The organism is Streptomyces noursei, assembly GCF_001646665.1.
Classification (GTDB): Bacteria; Actinomycetota; Actinomycetes; order Streptomycetales; family Streptomycetaceae; genus Streptomyces; species Streptomyces lavendulocolor.
The window spans coordinates 88,967-104,333 of sequence record NZ_LWBU01000101.1; the positions used below are offsets into that span (position 1 = coordinate 88,967).

Consider the following 15,367-nt stretch of genomic DNA (forward strand, 5'->3'; position numbering starts at 1 on the left):
GGCCGTGCGACCCATGCGGTCCGCAGTCAACTGTGCCATTCACCCCGCTAAGTTTCTACATTGCTGTAGATTCTGGGCAGGTTGTCCGGCAGCCCTGGGCGATTCCCGCCCCGGGCGCGGCGGAGCCTCGCCGACCCGGTCCACCGTGAGCGGACGACGGTACTGCGTAGGCGCCTGTTGGAGCTGTCGGTCCAGCTGTGGTGGCACCCGTACTGGCATGAGGCCGGGACCGGGCAGCGCGTGGCTCTGCGTACGGCGGCGCGGGGTGGACCCAGCGGGTACACGGCGGTAGACGAGAGCAGGCCCCCGGAATGACGTCCCAGGGGCCTGCTGATGGTGGGTGATCTTCGGTTAGATGGTCTCGGCGTTGCCGTCCGGCTTGGACTCGGCCGCCGTGCGACGGCGGGTGACGACCAGAGCGACGGCGCCTGCGGCGACGAGGAGACCCGCGCCGCCGGCAATCCACGGGGTGGCGTCGGCGCCGGTGTGGGCGAGGGAGACAGCCGGAGTCTTCGGCGTCGTGTTGTCGTTAAGCCCGTCGGCCGCTGCGGTGGGCGTGGAGACGGCGTCCGGCGTGTTGGTGCCCGTCGGGGAGGGCTTCGACCCGCCGGTCCCGCTGTCGCTCGGCTTGTCCGCAGGTCTGGACGGGGTGCCGGTGGGCTCGTGCGTCGGCTTATCCGACGGGTCAGGCTTCGGCGTGGTGGCGGTCTTGGCGTTGGTGACGGTCACGGTGACCGGCGCGCCGGGGCCTGCGGTGAACGTCTTCGACGGCTTGTAGAGGTCGTAGCCGGCGGGGGCCTTGACCTGCTTGACCCAGAATTCGGTCTTCCGGCTGGTCACGGGCAGCTCTCCGGTGGCTGTTCCCTGCGACCCGGTGGTCAGGGTGAGCAGGGTCTCGCTGCCTGTTCCGATGTTCACGGTGGATCCGGGCAGCAGCTTTCCGGTCTTGTCGTCCTTGGCCTGGAGGAGAACCTTGGCGGCCTTGAACGGGTCGGTGATCGTCAGCGGTGTGGTCACACCTGGGGTGACGATGACGTCCTGGTCGGGGACGACCTCGTGGAGCGGGCTGCCGGAGGTCGTTTCCTTCAGCCGGTACACACCGGGAGCGAGGTCGGGGAATGTCAGCTTGCCCTGCGCGTCGGTCTTCCCGCGTCCGGCCTCCTTGCCGGTGGAGTCGAGCAGGAGGAACTCGGCGCCGGGGAGGACGTCCCCGGCCGCGTCCTTCTTGGTGATCGCGATGCTGCCCGCATCCGGGGCCGGTGTCTCGGTGGAGGCAGCGGAGGCCGAGGGCGTCGGCTCGGACGACTGGGCGGTCGCGGTCGGCGCCCAGGTGAGGGTGCCGGTCACCGCGGCGGCGACGGCAGCGGATCGGACGGCGCCACGGACGATACGAGCGTGCACGGGAAGAGGTGCTCCTTGATCAGGTGGTGGGAGGTCATCGGGTCCGGCCAGCGACCGGAAGCGCCGGCGGCGGGGCGGGAGTCTGGTGGGCGGTCTTGGCCGCAGCACGGCTCGGCGCGGACGCGGTCCACGCGCCGGGGAACCAGACGGCGGTGTACTGCTCGATGGCATCGCGCAGCCCCGTGAAGTCGGCTCCCTCCCATGCGGGTTGCCCCGGCCTGGCGAGCGTGATGTTGAAGGTGCCGGGCATGTTGCGCTGATGCAAGGCCCCCTGACGGCGGCGGAAAGTGCCGTGCTCGGCGAAGCTGAGCGCCACCGCGTCGATCGTGCCCCGGTCGATGTGAATCACGGTCAGGCGCAGGCCGCCGTACGCGTTCCGGTACTGCGTATCCGTGAAGCCGATCTGCAGTCGTAGGGGTGCGCCCGCGATGGGCGTGGCGTAGTACGTGCTGCCTACGGTGGTGCCGCTGGGGAAGGGGAGGCGGAGTTCGGCGAAAAACTCCGGGGCGTGCAGGGACAAGAGGATCCTCTGGTCAACGGGGCGGTTTAACGGCGCGGGCCGGGCAGGGCCGGACGGCTGGTGGTGCTCGAGCGCGGGACGCTGGGAGCGGGGAGCGCGGCCGGGCGGCGTGCTGCGGCAGACCGTTGGACATCGAGTGGGGTGGGGACCGGCGGTTCGGGCGGCAGGATGGGGGTGAGCTGGGCCATGCCCTTGATGTAGCTGTAGGTGTCCTGTCGCCAACGGGGCAGCGGGGCCGGGTCGGAGACGCACTGGGTGACGGCGGTGAGCAGGGGGACGGGGGTGTCGGTGCTGGCGGTCGCGTACCAGGCGGGACGGTCGATGGACTTGCCGGCCCACAGCTGCCAGCGGGCGTCGCGCGTGGTCAGCTCGGCCTCTGGGTCGAGGTCGCCGGTGGTGAACTCCATTCCGGCGGGCCCGTCCGGCGCGTTTACCGCGAAGACGCCCCTGCGGGGGCGGGCCATCTCCCAGCCCTGCTGGAGCAGAGGGACGACGGCGAGAAAGGGCTCGTGCTCGTCGATGCCTACCACCGGCCTGGCGAGGTAGGCGTCCGGCCCCTGTTCGTACGCCGTGGCAAGAGCGGTGATGAGGCGGTCACGAACTCGGTGGGGAAGCGGTCGTTGAAACAAACGCCCCACGTCGGCGGGCCGAACGGGTCCTTGTAGGCGTTGATGCGCCAGAGCCCGTCGTCCTCGCCTTCGGGCAGGTAGCCCAGGCATACGCGCCGGTCGGGGGCGCTCACATACACGTTGCCGTCCTCGTCGTGCTGGAGGTCCCAGCCGAGGGCGAGGAGCGGCGCGAGGGCGGGGTCGCCGGTCCCGGTGCTGGCGGCGAGGTAGCGCGGGGAGACGTAGACGTCTCCGTCGATATCGTGGCGCGGGTCGGGCTGGTGGCTCATCGTTCCGCCCGCGTCGTCACGGTGATCTCTTCGGCGGCCGTGTCGAGGCGTTCGTTGACCTCGGCGGTGTCGCGGCCGGTGACGATGTAGAACCCGGCCCGGGCGGTGAACAGGTCACCCTCGGGCGGAAGGAGGAGCAGGTCGCCGACCTGTCGCATCCACTGCATCTGCCGCAGCCACGGGTTGTGAGCGGCGAATGGCTGGTTGACCTGCCGCTGCGTGAGCGTGCCGGAGGCGGCCGGGTAAAGCATGCGGATGCCGGCGGCCTGGCGGCGGGCAGGGGTGAGGTCCGGAGCTCGGCCGCAGGCGAGGTCGGTGGCGGCCTTCGGCAGGTCGATGCCGGTGGCGAGACGGACGAGGTGACCGATCAGGTCGCCGCCGATGCGCGCGTTGACCTCGATCAGCCGGGGCTGGCCATCCACGAGGCGCATCTCGACGTGCTGCACGCCGTCAGTGATCCCCAGGGCCTTTACCGCGGCGGTGGCCGCGGGGGCGACCTGCGCGAGGAGCGGGTCGGTGGCATCGACGGTGTGCCCGATCTCGTAGAAGTACGGGGCGGGCCCGAGGCTCTTGCGGGTCACGGCGACGGCGGTCGTCTCACCGCGGTGGGTGACGCACTCGACCGAGACTTCCGGGCCGTCGAGGTACTCCTCGACCAGGACACCGGTGTCCTCGCGGCTCTGGGTCGCTCCGGCCGAGGCGAACTCGAAGGCGGCGGGCAGTTCCTCGGGGCTGTCGATGCGGATCACGCCGATGCTGCCGGCGAACGCGGCGGGCTTGATGACGGCGGGGAACCCGATGGTCGCCGTCGCCCGTGCCGCCTCCGCCAGGGTGCGGGCCTTCATCGAGGCGGCCGACGGCACCCCGTGGCGGGCGAACAGCGTACGGGCGGTGGCCTTGTTACGGCAGGCCCGCATCACCTCGACGGAGTCCGCGGGCAGACCGAGCGCGCGGGCAAGGCGGGCGGTGGAGACAAGGTGCCGCTCCTGCCAGGTGACGACGCCGGCGAGGTGGTGGCGTGCCGCCAGAGCCCGGCCCGCGGCGAGCAGCGCGGCGTCGTCGTGGAGGTCGACGACGGCGTGGTCGACGATGTACGGCTTCTCCCACGACGGCTCGGTGCCGGTCAGCAGGACGACGTCGTACGCGGCGGCCACCTGCTCCAGGCAGTAGCCGCGATAGGTCTCATCGCCGGGAGAGACGACGAGCGCGAGGGGGCGAGCGGACAAGAAGGAGTTCTCCGGATCGTTGGACGAAGGCGAGGGAAGAGGGCGGTTAGTCGGCACGGCGGCGGCGTAGCTCGAAGGCGCTGGCCCAGTGGGGATGAGCGGCGATCAGCCGCCTGGCGTACAGGGCGGTGAAGTTGTCGTTCAGGCCGGGGCCGTACGGGAGTTGGCGACGCAAGTCCTCGAAGAGGTCCTTGAGGCTGACGCGCGTGGCGCCGGCAGCGAGGCGCCGGGCGGCCATGCGCTCCAGCGCGCGGTAGACGTGCGGGTGCCGCGCGTCGAAGGCGTGGAACTGCTCGGTGATGGTGCGACCGCTCGGACGGTGCGTCCTGGGGCAGGCAACGGACATGGCGGGGAGTTCTCCACAGGCTGAGGAGCGCAGAGGGTCAGGTGCGCAGGGCGGGATCGGTGCGCAGGCGGACGAAGGCCGGGAACAAGCCGAGGGTCTGCAGGACGGCGCACGCGGTGATGACGTGGCCCAGCGCGTCGGGCGGGGTGAGCGCGGTGAGCACGCCGGCGACGGGGAAGGGCAGCAGGAGGATGAGGATGGTCACCGACAAGGTGCTGCCGAACGTCTCCGGCGGGATCAGGCGGGAGCGCAGGGTGCGCAGGACGACCGTCATGCCGCCCTCGGCCGCCATCAGGACGGCGACCAGGATCAGATAGGACAGGTAGTCGGGGGCTTGGGCGGCGGCGAGGGTGGCGATCGAGGCGAAGGCGGCGCAGGCCGCGCCGACCGGCCACAGGCCCAGGCGGTCGATCGCGAACCGGCAGAGCGTGACGCTCAGGAGCGTCGCGCTGGCAGCGGCGGACCAGACCAGACCGACAGCGGTGGTCGACTGCCCGTAGTGGTGGACGACGATCACCGGACCGGCCGCCTGGAGGAAGCCGATGGCGAGGTTGGACAGGGTCAGGCCGGTCACGAGCCAGCCGAGCGCGGGCAGAGACCGGATGGTCCGCCACCCGGTGAGCAGTCCCGCACCCGTGTTGCCCTTCGGCGCCCGGGCCGGGGGGATCGGCGACGGCAGTGTACGCAGCGCCAGCACCGCGGCGAGCAGCGAGAACGCCGTGATGACCGCGAGCATCTGCCAAGGTCCGGCGAGCAGCAGCACTCCTGCCAATGCCGGGCCGGCCAGGGTGGCGGTCTGGTCGATCCCGAGCAGGACGGCTTGGACACGGTGGGCCCGCTCCCCCGCGCGGCGGCCGGCGGCTGCCCCCGCGGTCTCGGCCGCGATGTAACTGAACTCGGTGAGCACCCCGGTCACGGCAGCGAGCGCCATCACCGTCACGCTCGCCACGGCGCCGGAGGGGTGGAGGTAGAGAAGGACTGCTCCGGCGGCGATGACCAGCGCGCGGCCGAGGGAGGCGAGGAAGAAGACGACCGCTGCCCCGCGCCGGTCAACGATCCCGCCGGCCCAACCGAACGCTGCCAGCCGGGGAATCCACTCCAGGACGAACGCCAGGCCCGTCAGCGCCGCGGAGCGCGTGGTGACGAGCACCAGGAGCGGGATGCCGTAGGTGGACATGGCGAACGCGAGGGCGTCCACCGTGCGCGGCAGGTAGATGCTGCCCAGCAGCCCCCCGGTGTGGTGGGCGTGCCGGGGGGTGGCGCCTGCGCTCACGCGACCGGCTCTGCTTCAAGGAGCAGGCCGACCTGTGGGTTGGCGTCCAGCCACTGCGGCAGCAGAGCGCGAGGGTGGGCGAGATCCGTTGCGGCCCCGGCGCCAATCGTCTCCTCGTCCGCTGGGCGTGGGGAGTCGTCGGCTCGGTCGGCGACGAGCGCGGGGACCAGGAGGCTCAGGGAGTGCTGGAGGCGGGTGGTGAAGTCGCAGACACGGGTGGGGTAGGCGTGGCGGCGGGCCCAGCGGGCGGTGGCGTCGTAGACGTCGGCCAGCTCGGAACCTGCGTCGGTGAGGGTAAGGCCGGCGCCGGGTACGACGCGGGCGAGACCGTGCGCGCGGGCAACGTGGGTGGTCCGGCGAAGGTGGTGCGAAGAGAGGTCGGGGAGGGTGGCGGCGAGCCTTCTCGGCGGGATCGGTCCGTTGTCGTCGATCTCGGTGATCAGCCGGATCAGGCCCGGCGAGGACAACAGGGCCAGTGCGTTGTGGAGTTCGGCCGGAGTGAAGGAGGCAGTCATCGGCGCGGGCCCCCTGCCGCGAGCGCCGCCATCGGGGGGGTCGTCGCGGTGTGCGAGAACAGGTCGCGGTTGTGCCACGTCGGGCGAGAGGCCGCTGCCGCCCGGGCAGCCGACGAGGTTGCGGGAGCTGGCAGCGATTGATTGCTGACCCACTGCTTCGGCGCGGATGCGGCCCCCGGGCGTCCCCAGACCGGGTGCTGGGCAGCACGGGTGAGGGGATGCCCGGAGGACCACGCGGACAGGGCACCGAAGACGGGCCCCAGGCCCTCGCCCGCCACGGACAGGCGGTAGGGCTGGCCAGTGCCCTCGGTGTCGACCAGACCGTCGGCCACGAGCTGCCGCAGCGGCGGGTACACGTTGGTCCAATCGCTGCTGGGCATGACGATCCTGGCGAGCGCCCGGCCGCTGACCTCGCCGCGGGACTTCAGCACCCACAGGATGGCGGCGGCATGCCGCCGGGTGAGCAGGGTGAGGCTGTCCTCGATCTGCTCGATCGCGGGCAGCGGGCGGTCCGCCTTCTCCAGATGTTCCTCGGCCCAGGTGACGAGCATCGGCAGTACCGGCAGCAGGGCTGCGCCGCGGTCGGTGTGTCCGTAGGTGACGTGCCGCGAGGTGTGTTCGGTGCGCTGGACGAGGCCGGCGTCGCACAGCGACTTGAGCTTGGGGTGGAGCTGGCCGTTCTGCAGCCAGGACACCTTGCCCGCCAGCTCGCTGTACCGCAGCGGCGGACCGGACAGGGCCAGCAGGATCCGGACGTTCCATCGCGGGGTGATCATGGCGAGGGCTTCGGTGACCCGGGCGATGTCGGCATCGGTGTCAGGGGGCAGAGCGGTGATGGCCAAGGGAGGAACTCCTGGTTGAGTAAAGGGAAATCGCCTGCGTGTCAGCGGCGGTGCGCCGTGCTCTCGGCGGGACGAGGCGGGGCCGGGGGCGGCAGCGAGGGAGTCGGCGGGGACTGCGCCGGGGCCGGGACGCGCGCCAGGCTCTGCAGAACAGCCAGGGCCGACTTGGTCTGGGCGTCGCGGACGGCGACCGCTTCGGCGAGCCGGCGGGCGCCGTCGAGAAGGTGGGAGACCTCGTGTCCGCCGATCTGCCGCTCGAGGTGGAGGAGCTGGGTGAGGCGGTCGCGATGGAAGTCGATGCTGCGCTCGGCGAGGGTGAGGTCGTCGTGCATGCCGAGCAGGGCGGAGAGCATGCCCGGCGGCTGGTCGCGGGCGTGGGCTTCGAGGTCGGCGAGCGGTGCGCCGTACAGGTCCTCGATCCGTCCGGCTATCTCGGTGGACGTCGAGTGGGGCAAGCGGGGGCTTTCACTGTCGGCGGGCCCTTGCCGCCCCGGCACGCGCGGGGGCCGGGGCGGCGAGGGACGGGGGCAGGGCGGCGGCGACCACCGGCTGCGCCGTACGGACGGGGCGGGACTGCTGGTCGGGGGGCGGCATGGTGCGCAGCAGCCCGCCGAGCGCGGCGCGGTAGCCGTCGCGGGCATCGAGCGCAGCCTCCAGCCACTGCGCGTCGAAGCGGAGGTCACCGGCTGACAGCTCGCCCATGTCCCGGTCGGGCGCCATCGCCTCGTGCACGCGGTCGCGGACGCGGGCGACCTGCTCCTCGGCCAGGGCGAGGAAGGAGCGCAGTTCCAGGGCGCGGGTCAGCGCGGGAGGCGCATCGGGTGCGGTAGCCGTCGTGTACAGCTCGGCGACCGGGGCGCCGAAGACCTCCCGCAGCTGGCCGTCTGCGGTACTGGACTTCAGCCGGACGCTCACAGCACGGCCCTTCCCGCTCGCGGCACCGACGCCGGCCCAATCGCGGGGCGGTGCGGAGCGCTGGTCGGCACCGCCGGGCCCTTGTGGGCTCCACGGCTGAGACGGGCGAGGCGTTCGGCAGCGAGGCCCTTCTTCCCCGGAGCGTCCGGATCGAGAAGCCAGGCCACGACCTGGGCCCGGCCGTCGCGTGCCGTGACGGCCGCGTTGACGCGCTGGGCGAGGCCCATCGTGGGGTCGTCGACCTCACTGGGCTGCGTTTCCAGCGCGGCGAGGAGGTCGTCCTCCGCTCGGTCGAGCACAGCCTGGGCCTCGACGAGATGGCCGTGCCACTTGACGACCTCGGTGGCGTCAGGGTTCGCGGCCGGCGCGACGGCAACTGCGGCCCCCAACTGATCCATGCCCATTCCGAAGTGGGCTTCGATCCGTTCGGTGAGCACACCCAGGACATCCGCTGTGTCTTCGGGGATGTCGTCGGACAACGGGAACTCCTTTTTCGGAAGACGGCACCTGGAGCTTCAAGGCAGGGAAATGACGGGCGGTCGAACAACCCAGCTGTGAGGTAAGCCGGTTAGGGCTGCGTGCCTGTCAGCTGAGGCACATGCGGACGTCTCGGTAGACGTAGGTACCGGAGACCCAGCCCTTTACGCCGGTCGCCCTGTCCGTGATGTAGAGCCAGTTGCCGCTCTTGTTGTGCACGGTGAACTTGTGACTGCGGTAGAGCACTCCGACCACGGTGGACTTCGTGGTGGCCTTGGACCGGATGGTCACGGCCTTCGTGTGCACCTCGTACGGGAGCGGCGGCAGAGACGAGCAGCTGCTCGTCGGCAGGGCAGTTGCCGCGGTGGCGACGGGCGCCGCGCTCGCGGCGGTGGCGGACAGCACCGGCACAGCGAGCGCGCCGAGCAGCGCAGCGGATATGGCAATACGGGTTGAGCGCATGCGGAAGAAACCTCCATGAGGCATGGGAATTGCGGGGAATGGCGCCGCAGGAGTTGTCCCGGCGGCTGTATAAGAGTCCGGAGAATCGCCGGTTTGGCTAACCGGCGATCGTCGGCTATGTTTCGCCGCGCCGGTTGGCCTCGGAATTCAGCGGGATCGTCCGGACGGGCGCGGAGCGGGGGCCTTCGGCAGGGCAGCCGGGCGGGTGACTGACGCTGCCGGCCGGACCGGCGGCAGGGGGCCGGCCTCGCCTCTGAGCCGGTCGTCGCACCACCGAAGGGCCTCCTCGACCGTGGTGAAGCCGCCCTCGCGCAGGGTGTGGGTCCACGCGTCCGTGTCGACCTCCTCGACCACGACGCGGAACGGTGAGGGGGCTCGCTCGTCGAGAGCGCGCAGTGCCACGACGGTGACCATGTCGTCCGGGTCGTCGCTGGTGTAGGAGTAGCCCATCGCGTAGTGGTCGCCGTCACCCGCGAGGCGTTGCTCCAGCGCCTGTGTCGCCTCGTCCGCCGGCGGGGGACCCAGTTCGGGGTCGAGGCCGATGGCGTCGGAGGGGCAGCCGAGGTGGATCAGCCAGGACTGCGCCATCGCGGGCAGCGGCAGCGGAGCCTTCTCGAAGGCGAACGTCCGCTGCTCCTGGTTCCGCTGCAGGTGCACGGCGACGTACTGGGGTGTGCCGGGGTGGCCCCAGGTGGCGGTGCGGTCGAACAGGACGTAGTAGCTGTGCACACCGTTGACGGTGTGGTGTTCCGCCAGGGGGACGAGCATGTCGGACCGCACTTCGACCTGACGGTAGAAGTCGAGGTGAATCTCCTCGTCGGCGTCGAGGTCGTCCACGTCGAATTCGACTGCGGGAAGGGGCTTCCTGGCGGGTACCGGTTCGCTGGGGGACAACAAGGGCCTTTCGGGGAGTTCAGCGCCGCCGTGCTGGGGTGGACGGCCAGGCCCCGGGGCGAGCCGAGGGCTTCGGCACGTGAGTGGTGGGCGGCCGGCGCGCGGCGAACAGCGCGGCGCGGCCGGCATCGGTCAGTCCGACGGGTTGGCCGGCGTGCACGGCGTGGCCGGTATCACGGGAGACCAGGCCGGCACCCTCCAGCTGCTGTAGCTCGGCGTAGGGGATGCGGGTGCCGGAGGCAGTGGTCACGGACATCCGGCCGGTCAGGAGATGCTCGTAGAGCTTGGCCCCGCCGGCGATGGCCAGCAGCGCCGCCTGCTCGGCAGACGACAGCGGCGTTTCGCTGGGCGCCGAGGATGTTGCGGCGGCGGCCTCGATGGACTCCAGGGCGGTGATCACCTTCCGGGCGGCAGCGTCGCGTGCGGTGGCGGCCTCCTCCAACTGGTCCACGGTGCGGTCGATGCGCGCGAACAGGGCGCCGTCGACAGGGAACTCGCCGCTGGACAGGCGGTGGAGGAGAACGCGGTAGAAGGTCACGCCGGTCTCGGCCCGGGCCAGCTCGCGGTGCCGGTCGACCAGGTGGGCATGTGGCTCGTCGAGGACGCCGCGGTCGCGGTAGGCCCACAGGGTGTCGACGTCATGGCCGGTGACGGCTTCGATGCGATGGTCGAGTGGAGACACCGCACGCCGGACTGCTGCCGGCGCGGGGTCAGGGGACATAGGCGGGGCTCCGTCGTTCAGCGGGCGTGATGGTGCGAGGGGTTGTGTGCGGGGCGGGGCAGGCCCGGCAGCGCGGAGGGCGGCGGAGTGGGGCGCGGTGCGGGGCTGCGGGTCGCCAGCTGGGGGGAGCGGGAGCGTGCTGCGTGGGTGCGGGCGCTCAGCGGCCGGCGGGTCATCCCCAGGCGGCGGCCGACCTCGTCGTAGACGTCGTTGCCCGCCCGCGGCCGGATGGCGACGACGTGGATCTCCCGCTGGTGCGTGGACTCGGCGGGCGCCGGGCGGACGCCGTAGACGACGCGCCAGTCCTTGCGGGAGTCCACGAACAGCTTGCGGTAGCCCTCCAGGTCGCCCGTGAGCCGAAGCCCGAAGCGCTGTGCGTTCACGACTTCCTGCAGGTAGGCGAGGGTGAGATCGCGGATGTCGCTGGGCGCCTGGAGGAGATCGGTCAGGGCTCGGGGGTCGAAGCTCAGGCCGAAAGCCGGTTGCTGCCCCCCGTTCACGACGTCGGCTCGTCCGGCTCAGGGGGCCCGGCCGCCTCCACCGCGCCCGCCGTCGCCTTCTCGGTACGAGCCGAAGGCGGCGGGCCCGGAAGGAGCCGGTGGGCGGGACGCTCGGGTGAGGTCATGCAGGCCGACAGCGGACCGCCCGGCGCGCGGATCGCCGCGATGGCGTGGGTGAGGAAGTCCCGGTGCCACACGAACAGGCCACTCAACCCGGCCTCGGGGTCCTTGTGCTGCTGGTATGCGAGCCACAGGGCATGAAGCCATGCAACGACGTCGTCGTGCTCCTGCCACTGCGGGCACCAGGGCGCCGCGGTGGTGACCTCCGCCCCATAGACGGGCAGAAGGAAGTCATCGACCCAGTCGGACAAGGCATCGAGCTCGTCCTCGCGCTCCTCGCCGTCCAGTTCCAGAATCGGGCGCGGCTCCGGCGGCGCAGCCGGGGGCGGTCCGCCGAGCCCGGGCATGCCGAACGCCGCGAACGGTGATCCACCCGGCGATGGCGCGGAGGCGAGATGGTCGAGCTGCTGGGCCTGCTGCGCCGACTGCTCCATCAGCCTCCGGACGCTCGCCTCGATTCCCTCCAGATGGGGGTCCGGAATACGCACCGGCTCAAACTCCCCACGGTCCGAGGGTTCTACGGATTTAGACATGGAACGCGGGGCCTCCTACGAGGGGCGGAAACAGGGAAAGCGGAAACAGCGATGAGTGGGCCGGTCGACGAACTGCTCGCGCCACGGCGGGATGTCACCCAGGGCTGGAAATGGCGTCGGAATTCGCCTGGGAAGCGCGGGTGCCGGCCTCAGACGGACAGGACCACGTCGTCCTGGGTGAGGGTTTCGCGGACCGTCTCGGTGAGCCGGTCGGCTGCGATTGACGCGTAGTGCTCGGTCTTCTCCACGCCGATGAAGTCCCGGCCCTCCAGCAGGGCGGCGACGCCCGTGGAGCCGGAGCCAGCGCAGAAGTCGAGCACCGTGCCTCCCTCGGGGCTGATCTTGACCAGCTCGCGCATCACGGAGACCGGCTTCTGCGTGATGTGCTGGCGCTTTGCCCCCGAGGGCTGCGAGGCGCTGTAGAGGCCGGGCAGGTAGACCGGGTTCCGGGAGCCGTCGATCGCACCCTTGGAGGCCCACACGATGAACTCGCAGTTCTGGGTGAACCGGCCCTTCTGCGGCCTGGCCTGCGGCTTGTGCCACGCCAGCACGCCGCGCCAGAGCCAGCCGGCCGCCTGGATCGCGTCCGTCGTGGTGGGGAGCTGACGCCAGTCGGTGAACAACAGCGCCGTACCACCGCTCTTCGTGAGGCGGTGGGCTTCGGTCATGATCTGCGTCAGCCAGAACCCGTAGCTGCGCTGGTCCATGTTCTCGCCGGTGAAGTCCGGCAGGGCGTGCTGGGCGTCGGCGGAGGTGTACTTCTGCTTCGCCGAGCGCGTGGTGCGCTCCTTCGCGGTCCGGCCACCGCTGTTGTACGGCGGGTCGGTGATGACGGAGTCGACGCAGTCGTCCGGCAGGTCGGCAAGGACACTGAGAGCGTCACCCTGGTGCAGAGAAAAAGGCAAAGAGGGCCCCAATTCGGGTGTGGAAGCGTGGAGGGAGATTCCCGTCTCGCATACGAGTCCTCGCAGACCGGAATTGGGCATGGAGAAGCCCAGGGCCGCAGACCGAGGAGGGCGAGGGGAGTCCAAAAACTGTAGGGGTGAATGCGCCGACGACCAAGAAGTCCGGTGCTGAGGTGCCGGATTCCGGCACCTCATGCCGACTTTTTGGTCAGCCGCCGATCCGGTCCTACTGTTTTTGAACCGCCCGGCGCACACCGCCGCTGGCTACTCCCCACCACACCTCACGGAGGTACCCCCTGCCCCGGCACACCTAGCTCACGGCACGGCCACGCGGAACGAGCGGCAACTCACCCGCGCTGGCCACCCCGATCGCCCACCCCGGCTGCCGCGCCCTTCCACCCGCCACGCGCACGCGGCACGCCGGACACCGCACCCCGAAGGACACGTTCATGACGCCTAACAGCCCACCCATGCCCGAAACCGCTGACGTACGAGCGGTCCGCGCCGGTTGAAGGCGGTCGCCGCCGGCATCGGCGTCGTCTTCCTCTCCCCACTCCTGCTCGCCGGAACAGCCATGATGATGGCCTCCTCCGCCGAAGCCGTGCAGACCTCCGGCTCTTTCAGCGGCTGCCTGACCGACATCGACTCCGACGAGGTCGCCAAGCACGTCACTGACATCCTCGACGGCGCGTCCGGCAAGGACGTCCACATCGAAGGCTTGGATCTGCCCGCCGAGCAGGTCCCTAACGCGCGGACCATCGTGGCCACCGGCAACAGCCTCGACGTGCCCAAGAAGGGCCAGATCATCGCGCTCGCCACGGCGATGCAGGAGTCGCGGCTGCGCAACCTCAACTACGGCGACCGGGACTCGCTCGGCTTGTTCCAGCAACGCCCTTCTCAGGGATGGGGCACCGCCCAGCAGATCCGCGATCCCGTCTACGCGAGCGAGCGCTTCTACAAGGAGCTGCTGAAGGTCAAGGGTTGGCAGCAGATGACCGTCGCCCAGGCGGCACAGGCCGTGCAGAAGTCCGGCTACCCGGACGCGTACGCGCAGTGGGAGGAGCTGTCCACCGCGCTGCAGGAAGCCATCGCCAAGACCTTCCCGAGCACCGGCAAGGACAAGGACGACAAGGAGCCGGACAAGGAGTCCGCCACCGGCACCGGCTGTGCTCCGTCCAAGGACGGATCCGGCTTCGGTCGTATCCCCGAGGGGAGCGTCCCGAAGGGATACAAGATCCCCAAGGATGCCGACCCCAGGGCCCGTAAGGCCCTGGACTGGGCGATGCACCAGCTCGGTACGCAGTACCAGTGGGGCGGCAGCTGCACCGCCGCGCACGGCCCCGACCCGATGGGCCGCTGCGACTGCAGCTCGCTGATGCAGCAGGCGTACGCCCACGCCGGCATCACCCTCACCCGCACCACGTACACGCAGGTCAACGAAGGCAAGGCTGTCTCCCCCAGCCACCTCCAGCCCGGTGACCTGATCTTCAGCCGCGGCGCCGCGAGCCGCCCCGAGCATGTCGGCATGTACATGGGCGAGGGCCTCGTAATCGAGGCTCCGCGCACCGGCAAGCCCGTCCGGATCACCCCGATCAAGGACTGGGACATCCTCGCCGCCCGCCGCGTCATCTGACGCCGCTCCCGCCCGCACCCCGCTGCTGCGGGCGGGTCGCCGCCGCGGCCACTTCCCGCGCGCCGAGCGCGCCTCCCCCTCCGCTTCCCCCTTTCCCGCCGGCCCCTCGCCTGGCCTGCGTTCGCAAGGAGCCTCGCCACACCCATGCCCCTCCCTCTCGCAGACCGCGTCATCCAGCTCGCCTTCGACCCCGGCATCACCCCCGCGGGCGGCGGCCTGCCCGGCCTCGCCGTGCTGAAGAACGTCGTCAACTCGATCAACATGTTCGGGATCATCGCCGTCGTCGGCGCCCTAGCCGTCTCCCTCGGCGTGTGGGCCTGGGGCCACCACACCGGTGGCCACCAGGCCGAGGCCAACGGCAAGAAGGGCGCCGTCGTCGCCGCGGGCGCCGCCCTCGGCCTGGGCGCCGCGAACGGCATCGTCGCCTTCTTCTCGGCTCTCGGGTCCCAGGTCCACTGATGCAGAAACGACTCCCCTCCCTCTCCCTGTCCTCGTACGGCATCGGCTGGTCGGCCAACAAGCGGATCGCGATCGTCACTGTGGTCGTCACCGTCCTGCTCGCAACCGCCGCCACCGTCGCCTGGCTCAGCGGGAACGGCAACGGCCGCCAGGGACCGGACCACGCCGCCTCGGCGCCGGCCAGCAGCCCGCCCTCCTCCGAGGCCGCCCCGAAGCCCGCCCCCGGATCCGGATCGGTGCCCAAACCCCCGCAGATCGCCGAGCCGGTCGCCTACGCCAAGGCCGTGGCCCAGATGCTGTGGTCCTACGACACCCGCAACACCAGCCGCGACCAGCAGCTCGCCGGCATGCGCGCGTGGATGACCAACGAGCCCACGTACGCCGACTGGGCATCGGTCTTGGGCCAAGTCCCGGATCCAGTGCTGTGGTCGCGCATGGCCGACCAGGACCAGCACGCCACCGCCAGTGTCACCGAGGGCCACTACCCCTCCGCGTTCAAGCAGGCCCTGGCCGACGACCCGTCCGCGATCACCAAGGCGTACATCTACGTCGTCACCGTCAACGGCAAGCAGCAGATCGCCTGGAAGAAGGACGGCGGTGGAGCCGAGGAACGCGCCGTGACCCTGGCCGTGCAGTGCCGGCCCAACCACGACTGCGCCCTGGCCGCCATCGCTCCGAGCGTCACGCAGTGACCCGCGCCTGACACAAAAAAGGATGGGCAACTCTC

The 15,367-nt window shown here is 70.9% G+C and carries 19 protein-coding genes and 1 pseudogene; 3 read left to right on the forward strand and 17 right to left on the reverse strand.

Annotated elements, in window-relative coordinates:
• Nucleotides 1–351: 351 nt before the first annotated feature.
• The 17 genes and pseudogenes from A4V12_RS09990 to A4V12_RS10070 form a co-directional block, all read right to left on the reverse strand.
• Nucleotides 352–1,401, reverse strand: coding sequence for a SpaA isopeptide-forming pilin-related protein (locus A4V12_RS09990; protein ID WP_064068908.1), 1,050 nt, complete (start codon nucleotides 1,399–1,401; stop codon nucleotides 352–354).
• Nucleotides 1,402–1,435: 34 nt separating this feature from the next.
• On the reverse strand, nucleotides 1,436–1,921 hold the full coding sequence (locus A4V12_RS09995) for a hypothetical protein (RefSeq protein ID WP_064068909.1): 486 nt from the start codon (nucleotides 1,919–1,921) through the stop codon (nucleotides 1,436–1,438).
• A gap of 26 nt (nucleotides 1,922–1,947) precedes the next feature.
• Nucleotides 1,948–2,819, reverse strand: a pseudogene (locus A4V12_RS10000) (DUF317 domain-containing protein).
• Nucleotides 2,816–4,045, reverse strand: a complete 1,230-nt coding sequence (locus A4V12_RS10005; RefSeq protein WP_199831253.1) for an ATP-grasp domain-containing protein — start codon at nucleotides 4,043–4,045, stop codon at nucleotides 2,816–2,818. Before A4V12_RS10005 ends, A4V12_RS10000 begins: the two are co-directional and overlap by 4 nt.
• A gap of 46 nt (nucleotides 4,046–4,091) precedes the next feature.
• On the reverse strand, nucleotides 4,092–4,391 hold the full coding sequence (locus A4V12_RS10010; RefSeq protein WP_064068911.1) for a hypothetical protein: 300 nt from the start codon (nucleotides 4,389–4,391) through the stop codon (nucleotides 4,092–4,094).
• Nucleotides 4,392–4,428: 37 nt separating this feature from the next.
• Complete coding sequence (locus A4V12_RS10015; RefSeq protein WP_064068912.1) at nucleotides 4,429–5,664, reverse strand: MFS transporter; 1,236 nt, start codon at nucleotides 5,662–5,664, stop codon at nucleotides 4,429–4,431.
• Nucleotides 5,661–6,179: a hypothetical protein gene (locus tag A4V12_RS10020; RefSeq protein WP_064068913.1), complete on the reverse strand. Its 519-nt coding sequence runs from the start codon at nucleotides 6,177–6,179 to the stop codon at nucleotides 5,661–5,663. The genes A4V12_RS10015 and A4V12_RS10020 overlap by 4 nt, the downstream gene beginning before the upstream one ends.
• Nucleotides 6,176–7,021 (reverse strand): winged helix-turn-helix transcriptional regulator, encoded by an 846-nt coding sequence (locus tag A4V12_RS10025; RefSeq protein WP_064068914.1) that lies wholly within the window; start codon nucleotides 7,019–7,021, stop codon nucleotides 6,176–6,178. Before A4V12_RS10025 ends, A4V12_RS10020 begins: the two co-directional genes overlap by 4 nt.
• A gap of 41 nt (nucleotides 7,022–7,062) precedes the next feature.
• Complete coding sequence (locus A4V12_RS10030) at nucleotides 7,063–7,476, reverse strand: hypothetical protein (RefSeq protein WP_064068915.1); 414 nt, start codon at nucleotides 7,474–7,476, stop codon at nucleotides 7,063–7,065.
• Between the two features lie 10 nt (nucleotides 7,477–7,486).
• The gene (locus A4V12_RS10035; RefSeq protein ID WP_064068916.1) at nucleotides 7,487–7,936 is read right to left on the reverse strand and encodes a hypothetical protein; all 450 of its coding nucleotides are present in this window, start codon (nucleotides 7,934–7,936) and stop codon (nucleotides 7,487–7,489) included.
• Nucleotides 7,933–8,415: a hypothetical protein gene (locus tag A4V12_RS10040; RefSeq protein WP_064068917.1), complete on the reverse strand. Its 483-nt coding sequence runs from the start codon at nucleotides 8,413–8,415 to the stop codon at nucleotides 7,933–7,935. Before A4V12_RS10040 ends, A4V12_RS10035 begins: the two co-directional genes overlap by 4 nt.
• A gap of 106 nt (nucleotides 8,416–8,521) precedes the next feature.
• Nucleotides 8,522–8,875 (reverse strand): SH3 domain-containing protein, encoded by a 354-nt coding sequence (locus A4V12_RS10045; RefSeq protein ID WP_199831254.1) that lies wholly within the window; start codon nucleotides 8,873–8,875, stop codon nucleotides 8,522–8,524.
• A gap of 147 nt (nucleotides 8,876–9,022) precedes the next feature.
• Nucleotides 9,023–9,772, reverse strand: coding sequence for a hypothetical protein (locus A4V12_RS10050; RefSeq protein WP_064068918.1), 750 nt, complete (start codon nucleotides 9,770–9,772; stop codon nucleotides 9,023–9,025).
• A gap of 16 nt (nucleotides 9,773–9,788) precedes the next feature.
• Entirely contained in the window at nucleotides 9,789–10,490 is a 702-nt protein-coding gene (locus A4V12_RS10055; protein WP_064068919.1) for a hypothetical protein, read from the reverse strand.
• Between the two features lie 17 nt (nucleotides 10,491–10,507).
• Nucleotides 10,508–10,990, reverse strand: a complete 483-nt coding sequence (locus A4V12_RS10060; RefSeq protein ID WP_064068920.1) for a hypothetical protein — start codon at nucleotides 10,988–10,990, stop codon at nucleotides 10,508–10,510.
• Nucleotides 10,987–11,544: a DUF4913 domain-containing protein gene (locus tag A4V12_RS10065; protein ID WP_064069016.1), complete on the reverse strand. Its 558-nt coding sequence runs from the start codon at nucleotides 11,542–11,544 to the stop codon at nucleotides 10,987–10,989. Before A4V12_RS10065 ends, A4V12_RS10060 begins: the two co-directional genes overlap by 4 nt.
• A gap of 248 nt (nucleotides 11,545–11,792) precedes the next feature.
• On the reverse strand, nucleotides 11,793–12,548 hold the full coding sequence (locus tag A4V12_RS10070; RefSeq protein ID WP_064068921.1) for a DNA-methyltransferase: 756 nt from the start codon (nucleotides 12,546–12,548) through the stop codon (nucleotides 11,793–11,795).
• Nucleotides 12,549–13,056: 508 nt separating this feature from the next.
• Between A4V12_RS10070 and A4V12_RS10075 the strand changes: the two genes are divergently transcribed.
• The 3 genes from A4V12_RS10075 to A4V12_RS10085 all read left to right on the forward strand — a co-directional run bounded on the left by A4V12_RS10075 (nucleotide 13,057) and on the right by A4V12_RS10085 (nucleotide 15,332).
• Complete coding sequence (locus tag A4V12_RS10075) at nucleotides 13,057–14,181, forward strand: C40 family peptidase (RefSeq protein WP_064068922.1); 1,125 nt, start codon at nucleotides 13,057–13,059, stop codon at nucleotides 14,179–14,181.
• Between the two features lie 144 nt (nucleotides 14,182–14,325).
• Complete coding sequence (locus A4V12_RS10080) at nucleotides 14,326–14,640, forward strand: DUF6112 family protein (protein ID WP_064068923.1); 315 nt, start codon at nucleotides 14,326–14,328, stop codon at nucleotides 14,638–14,640.
• Nucleotides 14,640–15,332, forward strand: coding sequence for a hypothetical protein (locus A4V12_RS10085; RefSeq protein ID WP_064068924.1), 693 nt, complete (start codon nucleotides 14,640–14,642; stop codon nucleotides 15,330–15,332). The genes A4V12_RS10080 and A4V12_RS10085 overlap by 1 nt, the downstream gene beginning before the upstream one ends.
• Nucleotides 15,333–15,367: the final 35 nt, after the last annotated feature.